This is a genomic window from Tardiphaga sp. 172_B4_N1_3 (assembly GCF_052076035.1).
GTDB lineage: Bacteria > Pseudomonadota > Alphaproteobacteria > Rhizobiales > Xanthobacteraceae > Tardiphaga > Tardiphaga robiniae.
Genome location: NZ_CP197238.1, coordinates 4,094,083 through 4,109,444, shown reverse-complemented (window position 1 = coordinate 4,109,444; position 15,362 = coordinate 4,094,083). Strand labels below are relative to the sequence as shown.

The window sequence follows — 15,362 nt, the reverse complement described above, 5'->3', positions numbered from 1 at the left end:
GCCTTTAGCGCCTCGCCAGCAAGACAACGACAGCTATGGTGAGCAGCAGCGACAGGCCCTTCCATACCATGTTCGGATTGCGCTCCAGGAGCGGCACGGTCGGCGGATTGAGAAATTCCGCCTTCGGATTACGCAGGTCGTAAATATACTCGGAGAGTTCGTCATAGCGTTTCGCCGGGTCAGGGTGCACGGCCTTGCGCAACACGCCGTCGATCCATTCAGGGATGTCGCTGACATTGTTGAGCAGCGATCGATAGCGCAACTTGCGGTGCTGCGCGGTATTCGTAGCCTTCGCGACCTCCGCTCCGTAAGGCAGCGTCCCGGACAGCATCTGATAGGTGAGGGTCCCAAGCGCATAGAGGTCGGATTGCGATGTGGCGCGCTTGCCGAAAAACAACTCGGGTGCGGTGTATTGCGGCGTGCCGAGAATGTCGCTGTGCTTGCCGGGTGAATCAGCTTCGGCGACGCCGTTGACGCGGGTCGAACCAAAATCGATGATCTTCACCGTGCCCGTCTTGTCGATCATGATATTGTCTGGCCGAATGTCCTGATGGATCATCTCCATCCGATGGAACGCCTGCAAGCCGCGTGCGATCTGCTCGGTGATGCCGCGCACGGTTTCCAAATCCGGCTTCGGATTGTCGAGCATCCACTGCTTCAGCGTCTGGCCTTCGATGAATTCGGCGACGATGTAGAGGTAGTTGCGCTTGCGCGACTGTCGGCACGGCTTCAGCACATGCGGACTATCGATGCGCCGCGCCACCCATTCCTCGATCATGAACCGCTTGAGATAGACCGGGTCGTCGCGCAGATCGATCGACGGAATCTTGATGACAACCTGTTCGCCGCTCTCCAGATCGATCGCGAGATAGATGTGGCTACGGCTGCTGCCATGAAGTTCGCGCACGATCCTGTAGCCGTCGAACACCGCGCGAGCTTCGAGCAGTGGCGGCAGCGGCAATTGCGGCATCAGAATGTCGCTGGCCTCACCATCCGGCACCGCATCTATCCGCACGATCTGTACGGTGAGGTTGTCCGGGCTGTTCTGTGCATAGGCCTCGTCGACGATCAGCCTCGCGGCAGCGTCGAGATCGTCGGCGTGATCGGCGATCGCCGAAGTGATGAAGCGCGCCCCAACGAAATCATAGACGCCGTCGGTGGCGAGGATGAAGACATCGCCGTCGTCGATCTGCAGCACCTGATAGTCGATCTCGATTTGCGGGTTCACGCCAAGCGCGCGGGCGAGGTAGCTCTGCTCGGATGAGATTACGACGCGATGGTCGGTGGTAAGTTGCTCGAGTGCGCGGTCCGATACGCGATAGATGCGGGAATCGCCGACATGAAAGAGGTGCGCTGCGCGTGCGCGTATCACCATTGCACTCAGCGTACAGACATAGCCGCGATCCTTGTCGTAATGGTAGCGGCCGCGCTGGGTCTGGGATTGCAGCCACGAATTGGTCGCAGCGATGACGCGTTGCGCCGATGTCTTCACCGACCAAGATTCGGATGTGCAGTAATAGTCAGTGAGAAACGATTTGACCGCAGATTCGCTGGCTTCGCCGCTGACCGCGCTGCTGCTGATGCCGTCGGCGATAACGACGGCAATGCCTTTGAGGCTCAACAGCGGCTCGGTCGGAATCAGGGCGCCGTGGAAATCCTGATTGATGTCCTTGCGGCCCTTGTCCGAATATCGGCCGACCGAGATCGTTAGTTCACGCGGCATGGGTCACGCACTAAGAGGACGCCCCAGCTGGAGAAGCCGGGGCGTCGTGTTGCGAGGATTGCGGGGCGGCCTAGCGGGCGAGACTAGCAACGCGCTTCGGAGCTGTCTTGATGTGTGTTGCATACAGCGTTAGGCCGGTGAAGGTAAGACCGCCAATGAGGTTGCCGAGCACGGTCGGAATCTCGTTCCAGATGATGTAATCCATGATCGTGAACTTGCCGCCGAGCATCAGGCCGGCAGGGAACAGGAACATGTTGACGATCGAATGCTCGAACGTCATCGCGAAGAAGACCATGACCGGCATCCACATCGCGATGACTTTGCCGCTGACGGTTGTTGAGATCATCGCGCCGACCACGCCGGTTGAGACCATCCAGTTGCAGAGCATGCCGCGGATGAACAGCGTCAGCATGCCGGCTGCGCCATACTGCGCATAGCCGAGCGTGCGGCCTTCGCCGATATGGCCGATCACTTGACCCACCTTGTCCGGCGGCGTCGAGAAGCCGAAGGTAAACACGATTGACATCATGATGGCGACGATGATCGCACCCATGAAGTTGCCGATGAAGACGAGCCCCCAATTGCGCAGTACGCCGCCGACAGTGACGCCGGGGCGCTTGTCGAGCAACGCCAGAGGCGTCAGCACGAAGACGCCTGTGAGCAGGTCGAAGCCGAGCAGATAGAGCATGCAGAAGCCGACCGGGAAGAGGATCGCGCCGATGATCGGATAGCCTGTTTGCACCGTGACGGTGACGGCAAACACCGCGGCGAGTGCGAGGATAGCGCCGGCCATGAAGGCGCGGATGATGGTGTCGCGCGTGGACATGAAAATCTTGGATTCGCCGGCATCCACCATTTTGGTCACGAATTCTGAAGGGACGAGATAGGCCATTACTTGAAAACTTTCTTTGGAGCGGGGTCGGTTGATGTGGCGTGCACCTATGGGGCGGCGGCGACGCTCATATTGAGATAGATGCGGCCGTTCTCGAGCTTGACCGGGAAGCTGCGCGCGCAGCCCTTGTCAGCACCCGCGGCTTCTCCATCATCGAGATTGATGATCCAGTTATGCAGCGGGCAGGCGACCTTGCGACCGTGCACGATGCCTTCGCTGAGTGGACCGCCCTTGTGCGGGCAGCGATTTTCCAGCGCAAACACCTCGTCGCTGGCAGTGCGGAATACCGCGATCTCGCGCCGAGGAGTCTTCACCGTGCGCGCGCCGCGTTGCGGGATCGCGCGCAGTGGGCCGACGTCGAACCAGAAGTCGTTGGATGGGACCATTGTCATGTTCATTCTGCCGGGACGGCTATAATCGAGTTGAGTGTTGCGAGCGGCGTAAATTCATGCTGTTCGCGGCCGGCGGCGCGTTCGGCCCAGGGATCCCTGCGGACCGCGCGCTGTGATTTCTCGAAGCGCGCCAGCAGCGCGCGACGGTTGTCGGCGTCATCCATGATTGCCGCGCGTACCTTGTCGAGGCCGGCATTTTCGACCCACTTCCAGACGCGTTCGAGATAGCCCGCTTCCTCGCGGTACATCTGCATGAAGGCGGCGATGTATTCGATCGCCTCGTCCTCCGTATCGACATGGCCAAGCAGATCGGTCTGGCGGACATGCAGGCCTGCCGCACCGGCGATGTGGATGTCGTAGCCGGATTCGACGCAGATCACGCCGATGTCCTTCACCGTGGATTCCGCGCAGTTGCGCGGGCAGCCGGAGACGCCGAGCTTCACTTTCGCAGGCGCCCATGAGCCGCACATGAAACGTTCGAGCTTGACGCCGAGACCGGTCGAATCCTGCGTGCCGAAGCGGCACCATTCGGAGCCGACGCAGGTCTTCACGGTGCGCAGGCCCTTGGCATAGGCTGCGCCGGAGACGAGGCCCGCACTGTTGAGCTGCGCCCACACCGCGGGCAGGTCTTCCTTCCGCACGCCCAGCAGATCGATGCGTTGGCCGCCGGTGACTTTCACCGTCGGAATCTTGAAGCGGTCGGCGACGTCGGCGATGGCGCGCAATTCGTCAGGAGTGGTCAGGCCGCCCCACATGCGCGGCACAACGGAGAAGGTGCCGTCTTTCTGGATGTTGGCGTGGACGCGCTCGTTGATGTAGCGCGACTGCGCATCATCGGCATATTCGCCCGGCCACGCGCAGAGTAGATAATAGTTCAGCGCCGGGCGGCAGGACGGACAGCCGCAAGAGGTTTTCCACGCCAGTTCCTGCATCACGGCGGGAACGGACTTCAACTCCTTCGAGAGAATGAAGCCACGGACTTCGCTATGGGTGAGGTCGGTGCATTTGCACATCGGCTTGCGGCCGGCGGCGGAGTAATTGTCGCCGAGCGTGGCCGCGAGCAGCGATTCCACCTTCGCCGTGCATTGGCCGCAGGAGGCCGATGCCTTGGTGCGGGCGCGCACATCGTCGAGGGTGGTGAGGCCGTGTGCGGCGATCGCCTGGGTGATCGCGCCCTTGCACACGCCGTTGCAGCCGCAGATTTCGGCATCGTCGGACAGCGCTGCGACAGCAGCGACCGGATCGAGGGCAACGCCGCCCTGATAGGCCTGGCCGAGGATCAGCGCGTTGCGCATGGCGCCGATATCGACGTTCTTTTTGAGGAGGTCGAAATACCACGAGCCGTCGGCCGTATCGCCATAGAGCACCGCGCCGATGATGCGGTCGTCGCGCAAGACGACACGCTTGTAGATGCCGCGGGCAGGATCGCGTAGCACGATCTCGTCCTTGACGTCGCCTTCGGCGAAATCGCCGGCCGAGAACAGATCTACGCCGGTGACTTTCAGCTTGGTCGAGGTGGTCGAGCCGATATAGCCGTCCACGGTTTCGCCGGCGAGGGTCGCCGCGAGGGTCTTCGCCATGTCATACAGGGGCGCGACAAGGCCGTAGCACTGGCCGCGATGCTCAACGCATTCGCCGACCGCATAGATGTTGTCGTCGCTGGTCCGCAGATGATCGTCCACGACGATGCCGCGCTTGACGTTGAGGTCGGCTAGCTTGGCGAGTGCGGTGTTCGGGCGGATGCCGACCGCCATCACGACGAGATCGGCCGGTAGGGTCCGACCATCGTCGAGCCGGACTGACTCGACACATGTGTCACCGAGGATGGCTGCTGTGTTGGCTCCGGTCAGCACCTCGATGCCGCGCGCCTCGATCGCCTTTTGCAACAGATAAGCGGCATTGGGATCGAGTTGGCGCTCCATCAGTGTTGGCATCAGATGGACAACGGTTGTTGTCATGCCGCGCATAGCCAGGCCGGCTGCGGCCTCGAGGCCGAGCAAGCCGCCGCCGATGACGACAGCGTGGCCGCCCTTGCCGGCTGCATCGAGCATCAAGTTGACGTCGTCGAGATCGCGATAGGTGACGACGCCGGGCAGTTCCGCGCCGGGTACCGGAATGAGGATCGGCTTCGAGCCGGTTGCGATAATCAGCGTGTCATAAGTCTCGACCGCGCCGGACTGTGTGGTGACGGTTTTCGCAACGCGATCGATCGCGACGACGAGTTCGCCGCGCCTGAGATCAACCTTGTTGGTCGCATACCACTCATCGGTGTGAATCAGAATGTCGTCATATGCCTTCTCGCCGGAGAGCACCGGCGACAGCATGATGCGGTCGTAATTAACACGCGGCTCCGCGCCGAACACCACTACGTCGTAGCGGTCTGGTGCGCGTGCGAACAGCTCGTCCATGACGCGGCCGGCGGCCATGCCGTTGCCGAGGATGACGAGCTTCTGCTTCTTTGCGTTCGGTTGATCGAGCATGTGCAAACCTGTTTGGACCGCTGCCGATCGGAAACAGGAACTCGCTCACCAAGCCCGGTAGGGATGGAGTCACGATGACCGCTTCGCACCTGACAATCAGGAAGCGAGCTGTGTCCCTGCGCTTGAAACCAGCAGCGGTTTCAGCATCCGGCGGACGGCGGTCATCATTGACGTAGATATTATTAGCAAATGGCGTGCCAACGTACCTGTCGTCTAACATTCTGATTTTTCGACTATTTCTAAATGAGCTCGGCTGTCGCAGATCAGTCGTGCCATTAAAACGAGCGGCGTTACTGATTTCCTAGGCAGATGATTAAATCTTGTGCGGTGCGCTGCAGGTTCGAGATGGCTCCCGATCTGTGCAGACCACAGGCTCGACGACCGACGCGCGCCTGGCGAAGATCTCGTCAATTTATTAGAGGATCGTTGCGGTGGTGAGCTGGCCGTTCTCGGTGCTCGGCCGGGCACGGCGACGCAGCACATAAAGCGTGCCGAGGGCAGGGCGCCCTGCTTCGAGGCGCAGCTCGGAATTCTCCTTGCATACGATTTCGAAGTTCGTCGCGGCGCAGGTTTCGAAATATGTCTCGCTATGGGCGAACCTTCCTGACGAGAGCAACGTGAAGTCGCCGTGACCCGCGCCCTCGATGCTTGCTGCGAAGAGGCCACCCGCAGGGAGCGCGCGCGCAATCAGGCCGATGAGTTCTTCCAGCCGGCCGAGATAGATCAGAAGATCGGCAGCGAAGACGAGATCGAAGCTGCGCGGGCTGTCCGCGAGATAGCTCACGACATCGGCCTTGATAAGGTCGTGATAGGCGTTCCGCCGTGTTGCGATGGCGAGCATCTTCTCCGACAGGTCGATGCCGGTCAGCCGCGCGCCGAACCGCCTGAGTGGCTCTGCGGCCAACCCCGTTCCGCAGCCGAGATCCAGAATGGTCGCAAGTGTCGGTCGGCAGGACGCAACCATATCGGCGAGTTGCTGCGGCACCTTGTAGCCAAGAATGTCCACAAGCTTGCTGTCGAAGCCCTCGGCGAATTCGTCGAAATGCGATTCGACGTAGGCCGCTGGTGCGCGATCATGTGTCCGTCCACCGACGGCATCCAGCAAGTAGCGCTGCACGGGATCGTCCGGCCGGCCTTCCAGTCGCAGGCGTCCGACCGTGGCAGCGGCTTCATTCATGCCATAGGCGCTGAACAACGCGAATGCTGTGCGCAAGACCTCGTCCAGTGGTTCGGTCTCTTGTCCGGCAAGCGTCGGGTAGCGGGTGATGGCGCCCTGAATGCCGCCGTCCAGCATCGAGGCAAAGGTACGCGCACGGGCGTAGAGACGTAGTGTGACGCCTTCCAGTGGCACAAAGCCGTTTGCGGTTGCCAAGGCATCGGCGCTCTCGCCAAACCGGCCGGCCATGTAGAAGGCCTGTCCGAGGCAAAGATGCGCGACCGCATCGATGCCGCCCCAGGATAGTGCGTGTTGCAGATGCATGATCGCCTGCTCCGGACGGTGGGAGCCGAGATACAGCACGCCCAGGCCGAGATGAGCGTCGCCAAGCGAGGCATCGCCCGACAGAGCGCGCAGATAGGCCGCTTCAGCATCATTGATACGCTGCAGCCGGTAGGCGAGGCTCGCATATTGCAGCCATGTCGTCGCGTGGTCCGGATCGATGGCGAGCGCGCGCAACGCACTTGCTTCCGCCAGTTCGTCGCGACCGCTCAATTGATAGTCCGTCGCGAGCTCACGCCAGGCGGTGACGTCCGTCGGCATCAGTGCAAGTGCAGCAAGAAGCGCGTCGATAGCGACGTCATGCTGGCCATGGTTGCGGTTGATCGTTGCAAACTGCCGCAGCACAGAACATGCGTTGTCGGATTGCTCCATCAGCAGCGCGAAGACGGCGTGCTCCTTCATCCAGCGATCGATCTGATCGGCGGCGTGCTGGGCGTCCGGAAGTGCGAGCGTAGTGGAATCCATCGAGTCAGTCAGGAAGGTCGAATCCGAAGTTGTGCACTATGCTGCTTCTGCTCAATGCGCGCCGCGAAAACAAGGTAGCGATTGTGCCGCAGAGGTTGTGTTTCTGATATCAGGTTGCGCGATGCGTAGTCGTCTAAGGTCGCATCATCTGATCTGTTGCCGCGGGTTCCAATCCGTATAAGCTGTCCTGAAAGAAAAACGACCACTGGGCGGAAATGAAATGGAGGAGGCGCGGTGAAATCACCCGTCGTAAAGCGATCGATCGTCGTCGCCGGACACAAGACAAGCGTCAGCCTCGAAGAGGCGTTCTGGACGGCGCTGAAGGAGATCGCCGGCATGCGCCGGATCACGATGTCGCAGCTCGTCGGCGAGATCGACAAGAACCGACAGCAGAACAACCTGTCCTCGGCGATCAGGCTTTACGCGCTGGCCCATTACCAGGCCCTCGTCCCGCAGTCCGGGCTGTCGTAGGCGTCCGGTAAGCCCTGCGGCGGACCGGCTGGCGGCAAGGCGCATCTGCGCCTACATTCGGTCCAGCCACTTCCACATCAGTCAGGGCCTCTGCATGACCGTTCACCAGCGCAATTTGTCCACCCCCATCGATCCCGTGAAGCTCGACCGTCTGGCCGAAGTCGCCGTGAAAGTTGGGCTGCAACTTACGCCGGGGCAGGATCTACTGCTGACCGGCCCCGCCGCGGCGCTGCCGCTGGTGCGCAAGATCGCTGAACATGCCTACAAGGCCGGCGCAGGTCTGGTGACGCCGTTTTTCTCCGATGAAGAGATGACGTTGGCGCGCTACCGCTACGGCCACGATGTGTCGTTCGATCGCGCCGCCGGCTGGCTCTATGAGGGCATGGCCAAAGCGCTCGGCAACAACACGGCGCGCCTCGCCATCGTCGGCGACAATCCGATGCTGCTGTCCAACGAAGACCCCGCCAAGGTGTCGCGCGCCAGCAAGGCGAATTCCATCGCCTATCAGCCGGCGCTGCAGAAGATCGCCGGCTTCGACATCAACTGGAATATCATCGCTTATCCCACGCTGTCCTGGGCCAAGCAGGTGTTTCCCGGCGATGAGGACGACGTTGCCGTGCAGAAGCTTGCGGATGCGATCTTCGCGGCGTCGCGCGTCGACAATGCCGATCCCATCGCCGCCTGGGCCAAGCACAATGCGGCGCTGCGCAGCCGCACCGAATGGCTGAACGCGCAGCGCTTCCACGCGCTGCATTTCATCGGGCCGGGCACCGATCTCGTGGTGGGTCTTGCCGACGGCCATGAATGGGAAGGCGGCGCGTCGACCGCCAAGAACGGCATCATCTGCAACGCCAATATCCCGACCGAGGAAGTCTTCACGACGCCGCATGCCGCGCGTGTCAACGGCCATGTCCGCTCGACCAAGCCGCTATCCTATCAAGGCACGCTGATCGACGACATTGCCGTGCGATTCGAGGACGGCAAGATCGTCGAGGCGAAGGCCTCACGCGGCGAGGAAGTGCTCAACAAGGTGCTCGACACCGACGAAGGCTCGCGTCGGCTCGGCGAAGTGGCGCTGGTGCCGCATTCGTCGCCGATCTCGGCCAGCGGATTGTTGTTCTACAACACGCTGTTCGACGAGAATGCTGCCTGCCATATCGCGCTCGGCCAGTGCTATTCGAAGTGCTTCGTCAATGGCGGCGATCTCACGCCCGAGCAGATCGCGGCGCAGGGCGGCAACAAGAGCTTCATCCATATCGACTGGATGATCGGCTCCGGCGGGATCGACATCGATGGTGTCCACACCGACGGCCTTCGCGTGCCGGTGTTCCGCAAGGGCGAGTGGGCGTAACGCTGCAGCTATGATCTGAATGGGCGCGGAAATTGAGTCTTCAAATCTATGGCCCAGCCCCACCGCGTCGGCTTTCTCCTGATCGACGGCTTCGCGCTGATGTCCTTCGCCTCGGCGATCGAACCGCTGCGCGCCGCCAATGTGCTGGCCGGCAAGAAACTGTATCAGTGGCTGCAGATCTCGACCGGCGCCGACGCGATCCTGGCGTCGAACGGATTGTCGGTGGCGTCCGATCACACCATTGCCGACAGCGTGCGTTACGACACGGTGCTGGTTTGTGCCGGCGGCAATCCCGCTGGTTTCGATGATGCCAAGCCGCTGGCGTGGCTACGTCGCCTCGCGCGCTCGGGCTGCGCTATCGGCGGCGTCTCCGGTGGGCCGTTCATTCTGGCCAAGGCCGGCATACTCGATGGCGTTCGCTGCACGATCCATTGGGAGCATCTCGATGCGTTCATCGAAGCCTTTCCCGAGATCGAGCCGACGCGTACGCTGTTCGAGATCGATAGCAACCGGCTCACCTGTGCCGGTGGTGTGGCCGCGCTCGACATGATGCATGCCATCATCCGCCGCGATCACGGCCAGGCACTGGCAGCGAAAGTCAGTGACTGGTTTCTGCAAACCGCCGTGCGTCTCGGCGACGACAGCCAGCGCATTTCATTGCGCGAGCGCCTCGGCACCAGCAATCGCGCCGTGCTCTCGGCGATCGCCGTGATGGAACGGCGTCTGGCCAGCCCTGCGCCGCGCGACGAGCTGGCAAAAATGGCCGGCGTGTCCGTGCGACAGCTTGAGCGGCTGTTCACCGCGCATCTCGGCGTAACCATCGAGCAGCATTACCTGAGCCTGCGTCTCGCCAAGGCCCGCGCGCTGTTACAGCAGACCAGCATACCGGTGGTCGAGATCTCGGCCGAATGCGGCTTCGCCAGCGCCAGCCATTTCGCACGGATGTATCGGCGGGCCTTCGACGTGCCACCGTCGCAGGACCGGATGCCGGGGAAGAGCAAAGCGAAGTGAGGCCTAGCTCCGCCGCGGATAAATAATCACAGACAGATACGTCATCGGTGCTTTCACGAGTTCCTCAGGCCCGTGCCGCGCGGCGGCGTCGAAGAACAGCGTGTCGCCGGGCTCCATCAGATAGGTCTGGTCGGCATGGCGATAGCGCACCTTGCCTGTCAGCATGTAGATCATCTCGACACCGGCGTGACGGAAGTTACTATAGGCCTCGGCATCCTCGTTCAGCGTGATCAGATAGGGCTCGACGCCGAGCTCGCCGTGGATCGACTGGCCGAGCAGTTGATAGTGATGACCGGACTTGGTGCCGCGGCGTTCGATCTTGACGCCTGTGCCGGCCTTCACGAAGGAGCAATCGCGCTCTTCCTCGGTCTCGCGAAAGAATCTGGAGATCGGCACGTTGAGCGCTTTCGAGAGTGCATTCAACGTCCCCAGCGATGCGGAGATGCTGCCGGTCTCGATCTTCGACAACATGCCGGTCGAGATGCCCGCCGATGTGCTGAGCTCGGCCACTGTCAGCTCCAGCTCCTTGCGGAGCTGCCGCACTTCATTGCCGATCTTGGATTCCAGGGAGCCACCGACTTCCAGCGGCGCGTTCGAACCGGTGCGCAGCTCCTCCAGCTTTGAGCGGGCGGGCGATGATTTCGTTTTCTTCGGTTTCACTTTCACGATGGCGTTTCCTGCAGCGTTGATTTCCCGACAATAGCAATATTTCTTGTCAGGAAAACTATTTTCTCTGTGGTTGACATGGCGGTTTTGTTTCGGGCAAGGTCCACGCGCATTCAACGAGCGAGACGCGAGCCATGTGCGGCATTGCCGGTCTGTTTCTGAAAGATCAAAAGCTGGCCCCCGAATTAGGCGGGTTGCTCTCCGGCATGCTGGAAGCGCTGAGCGATCGCGGCCCTGACTCTGCAGGCTTTGCTGTTTATGGCGACGGCGATGCCGGACAGATCAAGCTGACGCTGCGCGCTGCGCCGTCGTTCGATTTTGCTGAACTGATGGCATCGCTTGGTAAAATCGCCGGCGCACCGATTTCGTATCAGGTGCACGATACCCACGCCGTCATCAGCGTTCCCACCGATTGCGAGGCTGCTGTCGCATCTGTGCTCCTCGGCATGAAAGACGTCGACATGGTTGCGCGCGGCAAGCGCATGGCTGTGTTCAAGGAAGTCGGTCTGCCCGCTGACGTGGCCAAGCGCTTCGGTCTGAACGCGATGGCCGGCACCCATGCCGTCGGCCACACCCGCATGGCGACTGAGTCCGCAGTGACCACCAATGGCGCGCACCCCTTCACCACGGGCACGGACCAGTGCCTCGTGCATAACGGTTCGTTGTCGAACCACAATGACGTTCGCCGCGAGTTGATCCGCCAGGGCATGACGTTCCGCACCGAAAACGATTCCGAAGTGGCCGCCGGCTATATCAGCTCGCAGATGGCGGCAGGCGCATCGCTGCAGGATGCAATGACCTCGTCACTCTCCGCGCTGGATGGTTTCTACACATTCGTGATCGGCACCGAGTCCGGATTCGGTGTGCTGCGCGATCCCATTGCCTGCAAGCCAGCCGTGATGGCCGAGACCGATCGCTGGGTCGCCTTCGGCACCGAATATCGTGCGCTGGTCGATCTGCCGGGAATCGACGTCGCCAAGGTCTGGGAGCCCGAACCCGCCAAAGTTTATTTGTGGGAGCGGCACTGATGCCTTCGGTTGATCTTGCGTCCTCGCCGCTGCGCGAACTCAACAGCGCGCTGCATGCGCTGACTGATAACACCAACGCGACGCACTGGACCGTCAGCAATCCGCGCGGCCAGCACAATATCGCGGTCGGTCTCGATTTTCCGGTCGAGATCGAGATCGACGGACACGTCGGCTATTACTGCGCCGGTATGAACAAGCAGGCGCGCGTCACCGTGCGCGGCAATGCCGGGCAGGGTGTCGCCGAAAACATGATGTCGGGCCGCGTCCATGTCACGGGCGATGCCTCGCAGGCTGCTGGCGCCAGCGGCAATGGTGGCCTGCTGGTGATCGACGGCAATGCGTCCGCGCGTTGCGGCATCTCCATGAAGGGCATCGATATCGTCGTGAAGGGCTCGGTCGGCCATCTCTCCGCCTTCATGGCGCAGGCCGGCAAGCTCGTGGTGCTCGGCGATGCCGGCGAGGCACTCGGCGATTCCATCTATGAGGCGCAGCTCTTCGTGCGCGGCTCCGTCGCCAGCCTTGGTGCGGATTGCATCGAGAAGCCGCTCAAGGACGAACACAAGACCGAGTTGAGGCGGCTGCTCGATGAAGCCGGCGTCGAAGGCGTCAGCCCCGACGAGTTCAAGCGCTACGGCTCGGCGCGTAAGCTCTATCACTTCCACATCGATAACGTCGGATCATACTGATGAGCGCGCAAGACCGCTGGATCCATACGCCGCCGCGCAAGTCCGCGACCTTCGATGATGCAGCCATTGCGGAAATTCGCCGTGCGGCCGCGACCGGCATCTATGACATCCGCGGCGCCGGCGCCAAGCGCAAGCTGCCGCATTTCGACGATCTGCTGTTTCTTGGCGCCTCGATCAGCCGCTATCCCCTCGAAGGTTACCGGGAGAAATGCGCCACCGATGTCGTCATCGGCGCGCGTTTCGCCAAGAAGCCGATTCATCTGAAGATTCCAATCACCATCGCTGGCATGAGCTTCGGTGCGCTGTCCGGTCCCGCCAAGGAAGCGCTCGGTCGCGGCGCATCGGCGGTCGGCACATCCACCACCACAGGCGACGGCGGCATGACGCCGGAAGAGCGTGGTCATTCCGATCTGCTCGTCTATCAGGTGCTGCCGTCGCGTTACGGCATGAATCCGGACGACCTGCGTAAGGCCGATGCAATTGAAGTCGTGGTCGGGCAGGGCGCCAAGCCCGGTGGCGGCGGCATGTTGCTCGGCCAGAAGATTACCGAGCGCGTCGCCGGCATGCGCCGTCTGCCCGTCGGCATCGACCAGCGCTCGGCGTGCCGGCATCCGGACTGGACCGGGCCCGACGATCTCGAAATCAAGATCCAGGAACTGCGCGAGATCACCGACTGGAATATCCCCATTTACGTGAAGGTCGGTGCCTCACGCCCGTATTACGATATCGCGCTCGCGGTGAAATCCGGCGCCGATGCCATCGTGCTCGACGGCATGCAGGGCGGGACGGCTGCGACGCAGGATGTGTTCATCGAGAATGTCGGCCTGCCGACGATGTGCGCGATCCCGCCTGCGGTGAAGGCGCTGCAGGATCTCGGCATGCATCGCAAGGTGCAGCTCATCGTCTCCGGCGGCATCCGTAATGGCGCTGATGTGGCCAAGTGTCTTGCGCTTGGCGCGGATGCGGTGGCGATCGGCACGGCCGCGCTGATCGCGCTCGGCGATAATGATCCGGCGCTGGAAGCCGAGTACCAGAAGCTCGGCACCACCGCCGGCGCCTATGATGACTGGCATGAAGGCCGCGATCCCGCTGGCATCACCACGCAGGATCCTTTGCTGGCCGCGCGGCTCGATCCCGTGATCGCCGGCCGCAAGCTCGCAAACTATCTCTCTGTGATGACGCTGGAAGCGCAGACCATCGCACGCGCTTGCGGCAAGAGCCACGTCCACAATCTCGAACCGGAAGATCTGGTGGCGCTGACAATGGAGTCGGCGGCCATGGCGAGGGTCCCTCTCGCGGGAACGAACTGGATTCCCGGCAGCAATATCTAACGAGCCATTATGGCTGGATGATCTTCGGAGCGCGTGTCAATGACGACCTGGACCGAACTAGCCAAGCAACACGATCTCAAATATTTCCTCATCGCCTTCGTCGATCTGTTCGGCGGCATGCGCGCCAAGCTGGTGCCGGCGACCGCGATGGACGGCGTCGCCAAGTCCGGAGCGGGCTTTGCCGGTTTCGCGGCATGGTTCGACATGACTCCAGCCGACCCCGATGTCCTCGTGATGCCGGACATGGATACGCTGACGCTGCTGCCATGGAAGCCCGGCGTCGCCTGGGTCACCGGGGATCTTTATATGGGCGGCAAGCCCGTGGCGCAGAATCCGCGTCAGGTGCTGAAAGGCCTCATTGCTAAGGCGGCGGGGCAAGGCGTCGAACTCAAGACCGGCGTCGAATGCGAGTATTTTCTGATCTCACCAGATGGCACCGCGATTTCCGATCCGGCAGATCAGCAGAGCAAACCATGCTACGACCAGCAGGCGCTGATGCGGCGCTACGAGATCGTCGCCGAAATCTGTGATGCGATGATTGCGCTCGGCTGGAAGCCCTATCAGAACGATCATGAAGACGCCAACGGCCAGTTCGAGATGAACTGGGAGTTCGACACCGCGCTGAAGACCGCCGATCGCCACGCGTTCTTTAAGTTTATGGTCAAGTCGATTGCCGAAAAGCACGGCTACAAGGCGACCTTCATGCCGAAGCCGTTTGCCAATCTCACTGGCAACGGCTGCCACGTCCATGCGTCACTATGGTCGACCAAGGACGGCTCGAACGTGTTCGAGGACGAGAGCGGCGAGTTGGGTCTCTCGAAGACGGCCTATCACTTCATCGGCGGCCTCGTTCATTCGGCCGAAGCGGTTTGCGCTATCACCAATCCCACGGTGAATTCCTACAAGCGCATCAATGCGCCGCGCACGCTCTCGGGCGCGACATGGTCGCCGAACACGGTGACCTACGGCGGCAACAATCGCACGCATATGATCCGCATTCCCGATGCGGGCCGGTTCGAATTCCGTTTGCCCGATGGTGCGGTGAATCCCTATCTGCTGCCGGCGACCTTGCTCGCCGCTGGTCTCGACGGCATGGCCAACAGCCGCGATCCCGGCCCGCGCCTCGACATCAATATGTATACGGAAGGCGCGAAGGTACCGAAGGCAAAGCAGCTGCCGCTGAACCTGCTCGATGCATTGCGGGCGCTCGAAGCATCCGACGTGTTGAAGGCGCAGCTCGGCGAGGTCGTGGTCGGATCGTATCTCAAGCTCAAACACAGCGACTGGAATGAGCACTGCCGTCAGCTCACCGAATGGGAGCGGCAGACGACTTTGGATTGCTGATACCGCACGTTCGTCGAAATTGCG

Annotated in this window: 13 protein-coding genes; 7 read left to right on the top strand and 6 right to left on the bottom strand. The window is 61.7% G+C overall.

What is annotated here, in order from left to right; translation table 11 throughout:
* Nucleotides 1-4 precede the first annotated feature (4 nt).
* The 5 genes from AB7783_RS19490 to AB7783_RS19470 form a co-directional block, all read right to left on the bottom strand.
* Nucleotides 5-1,723, bottom strand: a complete 1,719-nt coding sequence (locus AB7783_RS19490; RefSeq protein WP_441278536.1) for a protein kinase domain-containing protein — start codon at nt 1,721-1,723, stop codon at nt 5-7.
* A 70-nt stretch (nt 1,724-1,793) separates the two neighbouring features.
* Entirely contained in the window at nt 1,794-2,615 is an 822-nt protein-coding gene (locus AB7783_RS19485; protein WP_175367737.1) for a formate/nitrite transporter family protein, read from the bottom strand.
* A 47-nt stretch (nt 2,616-2,662) separates the two neighbouring features.
* Nucleotides 2,663-3,007, bottom strand: coding sequence for a nitrite reductase small subunit NirD (nirD, locus tag AB7783_RS19480; RefSeq protein ID WP_441278535.1), 345 nt, complete (start codon nt 3,005-3,007; stop codon nt 2,663-2,665).
* A gap of 2 nt (nt 3,008-3,009) precedes the next feature.
* Nucleotides 3,010-5,487 (bottom strand): nitrite reductase large subunit NirB, encoded by a 2,478-nt coding sequence (gene nirB, locus AB7783_RS19475; RefSeq protein ID WP_441278534.1) that lies wholly within the window; start codon nt 5,485-5,487, stop codon nt 3,010-3,012.
* 415 nt (nt 5,488-5,902) lie between these two features.
* The gene (locus AB7783_RS19470; RefSeq protein ID WP_441278533.1) at nt 5,903-7,450 is read right to left on the bottom strand and encodes a methyltransferase domain-containing protein; all 1,548 of its coding nucleotides are present in this window, start codon (nt 7,448-7,450) and stop codon (nt 5,903-5,905) included.
* A gap of 234 nt (nt 7,451-7,684) precedes the next feature.
* Here AB7783_RS19470 and AB7783_RS19465 point away from each other — a divergent pair, with 234 nt between their 5' ends.
* The 3 genes from AB7783_RS19465 (at nt 7,685) to AB7783_RS19455 (ending at nt 10,283) form a co-directional block, all read left to right on the top strand.
* Entirely contained in the window at nt 7,685-7,921 is a 237-nt protein-coding gene (locus AB7783_RS19465) for a ribbon-helix-helix domain-containing protein (RefSeq protein ID WP_089265762.1), read from the top strand.
* A 94-nt stretch (nt 7,922-8,015) separates the two neighbouring features.
* Nucleotides 8,016-9,272, top strand: a complete 1,257-nt coding sequence (locus tag AB7783_RS19460) for an aminopeptidase (RefSeq protein ID WP_441278532.1) — start codon at nt 8,016-8,018, stop codon at nt 9,270-9,272.
* A 48-nt stretch (nt 9,273-9,320) separates the two neighbouring features.
* The gene (locus AB7783_RS19455) at nt 9,321-10,283 is read left to right on the top strand and encodes a GlxA family transcriptional regulator (RefSeq protein WP_441278531.1); all 963 of its coding nucleotides are present in this window, start codon (nt 9,321-9,323) and stop codon (nt 10,281-10,283) included.
* A 3-nt stretch (nt 10,284-10,286) separates the two neighbouring features.
* On the opposite strand, the gene AB7783_RS19450 is transcribed toward AB7783_RS19455, so the two are convergent.
* Nucleotides 10,287-10,943: an XRE family transcriptional regulator gene (locus tag AB7783_RS19450; RefSeq protein ID WP_176454660.1), complete on the bottom strand. Its 657-nt coding sequence runs from the start codon at nt 10,941-10,943 to the stop codon at nt 10,287-10,289.
* A 140-nt stretch (nt 10,944-11,083) separates the two neighbouring features.
* Here AB7783_RS19450 and AB7783_RS19445 point away from each other — a divergent pair, with 140 nt between their 5' ends.
* The 4 genes from AB7783_RS19445 to glnT are packed head-to-tail and all read left to right on the top strand — an operon-like array spanning nt 11,084 to nt 15,338.
* Nucleotides 11,084-11,977, top strand: a complete 894-nt coding sequence (locus tag AB7783_RS19445; protein WP_441278530.1) for a class II glutamine amidotransferase — start codon at nt 11,084-11,086, stop codon at nt 11,975-11,977.
* Nucleotides 11,977-12,663, top strand: coding sequence for a protein glxC (locus AB7783_RS19440; protein ID WP_089265767.1), 687 nt, complete (start codon nt 11,977-11,979; stop codon nt 12,661-12,663). The genes AB7783_RS19445 and AB7783_RS19440 overlap by 1 nt, the downstream gene beginning before the upstream one ends.
* On the top strand, nt 12,663-13,994 hold the full coding sequence (locus tag AB7783_RS19435) for an FMN-binding glutamate synthase family protein (RefSeq protein WP_089265768.1): 1,332 nt from the start codon (nt 12,663-12,665) through the stop codon (nt 13,992-13,994). The genes AB7783_RS19440 and AB7783_RS19435 overlap by 1 nt, the downstream gene beginning before the upstream one ends.
* A 39-nt stretch (nt 13,995-14,033) precedes the next feature.
* Nucleotides 14,034-15,338, top strand: coding sequence for a type III glutamate--ammonia ligase (gene glnT, locus AB7783_RS19430; RefSeq protein WP_089265769.1), 1,305 nt, complete (start codon nt 14,034-14,036; stop codon nt 15,336-15,338).
* The last annotated feature ends 24 nt before the right edge of the window (nt 15,339-15,362 follow it).

Coding starts and splice junctions, on each gene's coding strand:
- AB7783_RS19490 (WP_441278536.1), bottom strand. CDS start 1,723: ATGCCGCGTGAACTAACGATCTCGGTCGGCCGATATTCGGACAAGGGC.
- AB7783_RS19485 (WP_175367737.1), bottom strand. CDS start 2,615: ATGGCCTATCTCGTCCCTTCAGAATTCGTGACCAAAATGGTGGATGCC.
- nirD (WP_441278535.1), bottom strand. CDS start 3,007: ATGACAATGGTCCCATCCAACGACTTCTGGTTCGACGTCGGCCCACTG.
- nirB (WP_441278534.1), bottom strand. CDS start 5,487: ATGCTCGATCAACCGAACGCAAAGAAGCAGAAGCTCGTCATCCTCGGC.
- AB7783_RS19470 (WP_441278533.1), bottom strand. CDS start 7,450: ATGGATTCCACTACGCTCGCACTTCCGGACGCCCAGCACGCCGCCGAT.
- AB7783_RS19460 (WP_441278532.1), top strand. CDS start 8,016: ATGACCGTTCACCAGCGCAATTTGTCCACCCCCATCGATCCCGTGAAG.
- AB7783_RS19455 (WP_441278531.1), top strand. CDS start 9,321: ATGGCCCAGCCCCACCGCGTCGGCTTTCTCCTGATCGACGGCTTCGCG.
- AB7783_RS19445 (WP_441278530.1), top strand. CDS start 11,084: ATGTGCGGCATTGCCGGTCTGTTTCTGAAAGATCAAAAGCTGGCCCCC.
- AB7783_RS19440 (WP_089265767.1), top strand. CDS start 11,977: ATGCCTTCGGTTGATCTTGCGTCCTCGCCGCTGCGCGAACTCAACAGC.
- AB7783_RS19435 (WP_089265768.1), top strand. CDS start 12,663: ATGAGCGCGCAAGACCGCTGGATCCATACGCCGCCGCGCAAGTCCGCG.
- glnT (WP_089265769.1), top strand. CDS start 14,034: ATGACGACCTGGACCGAACTAGCCAAGCAACACGATCTCAAATATTTC.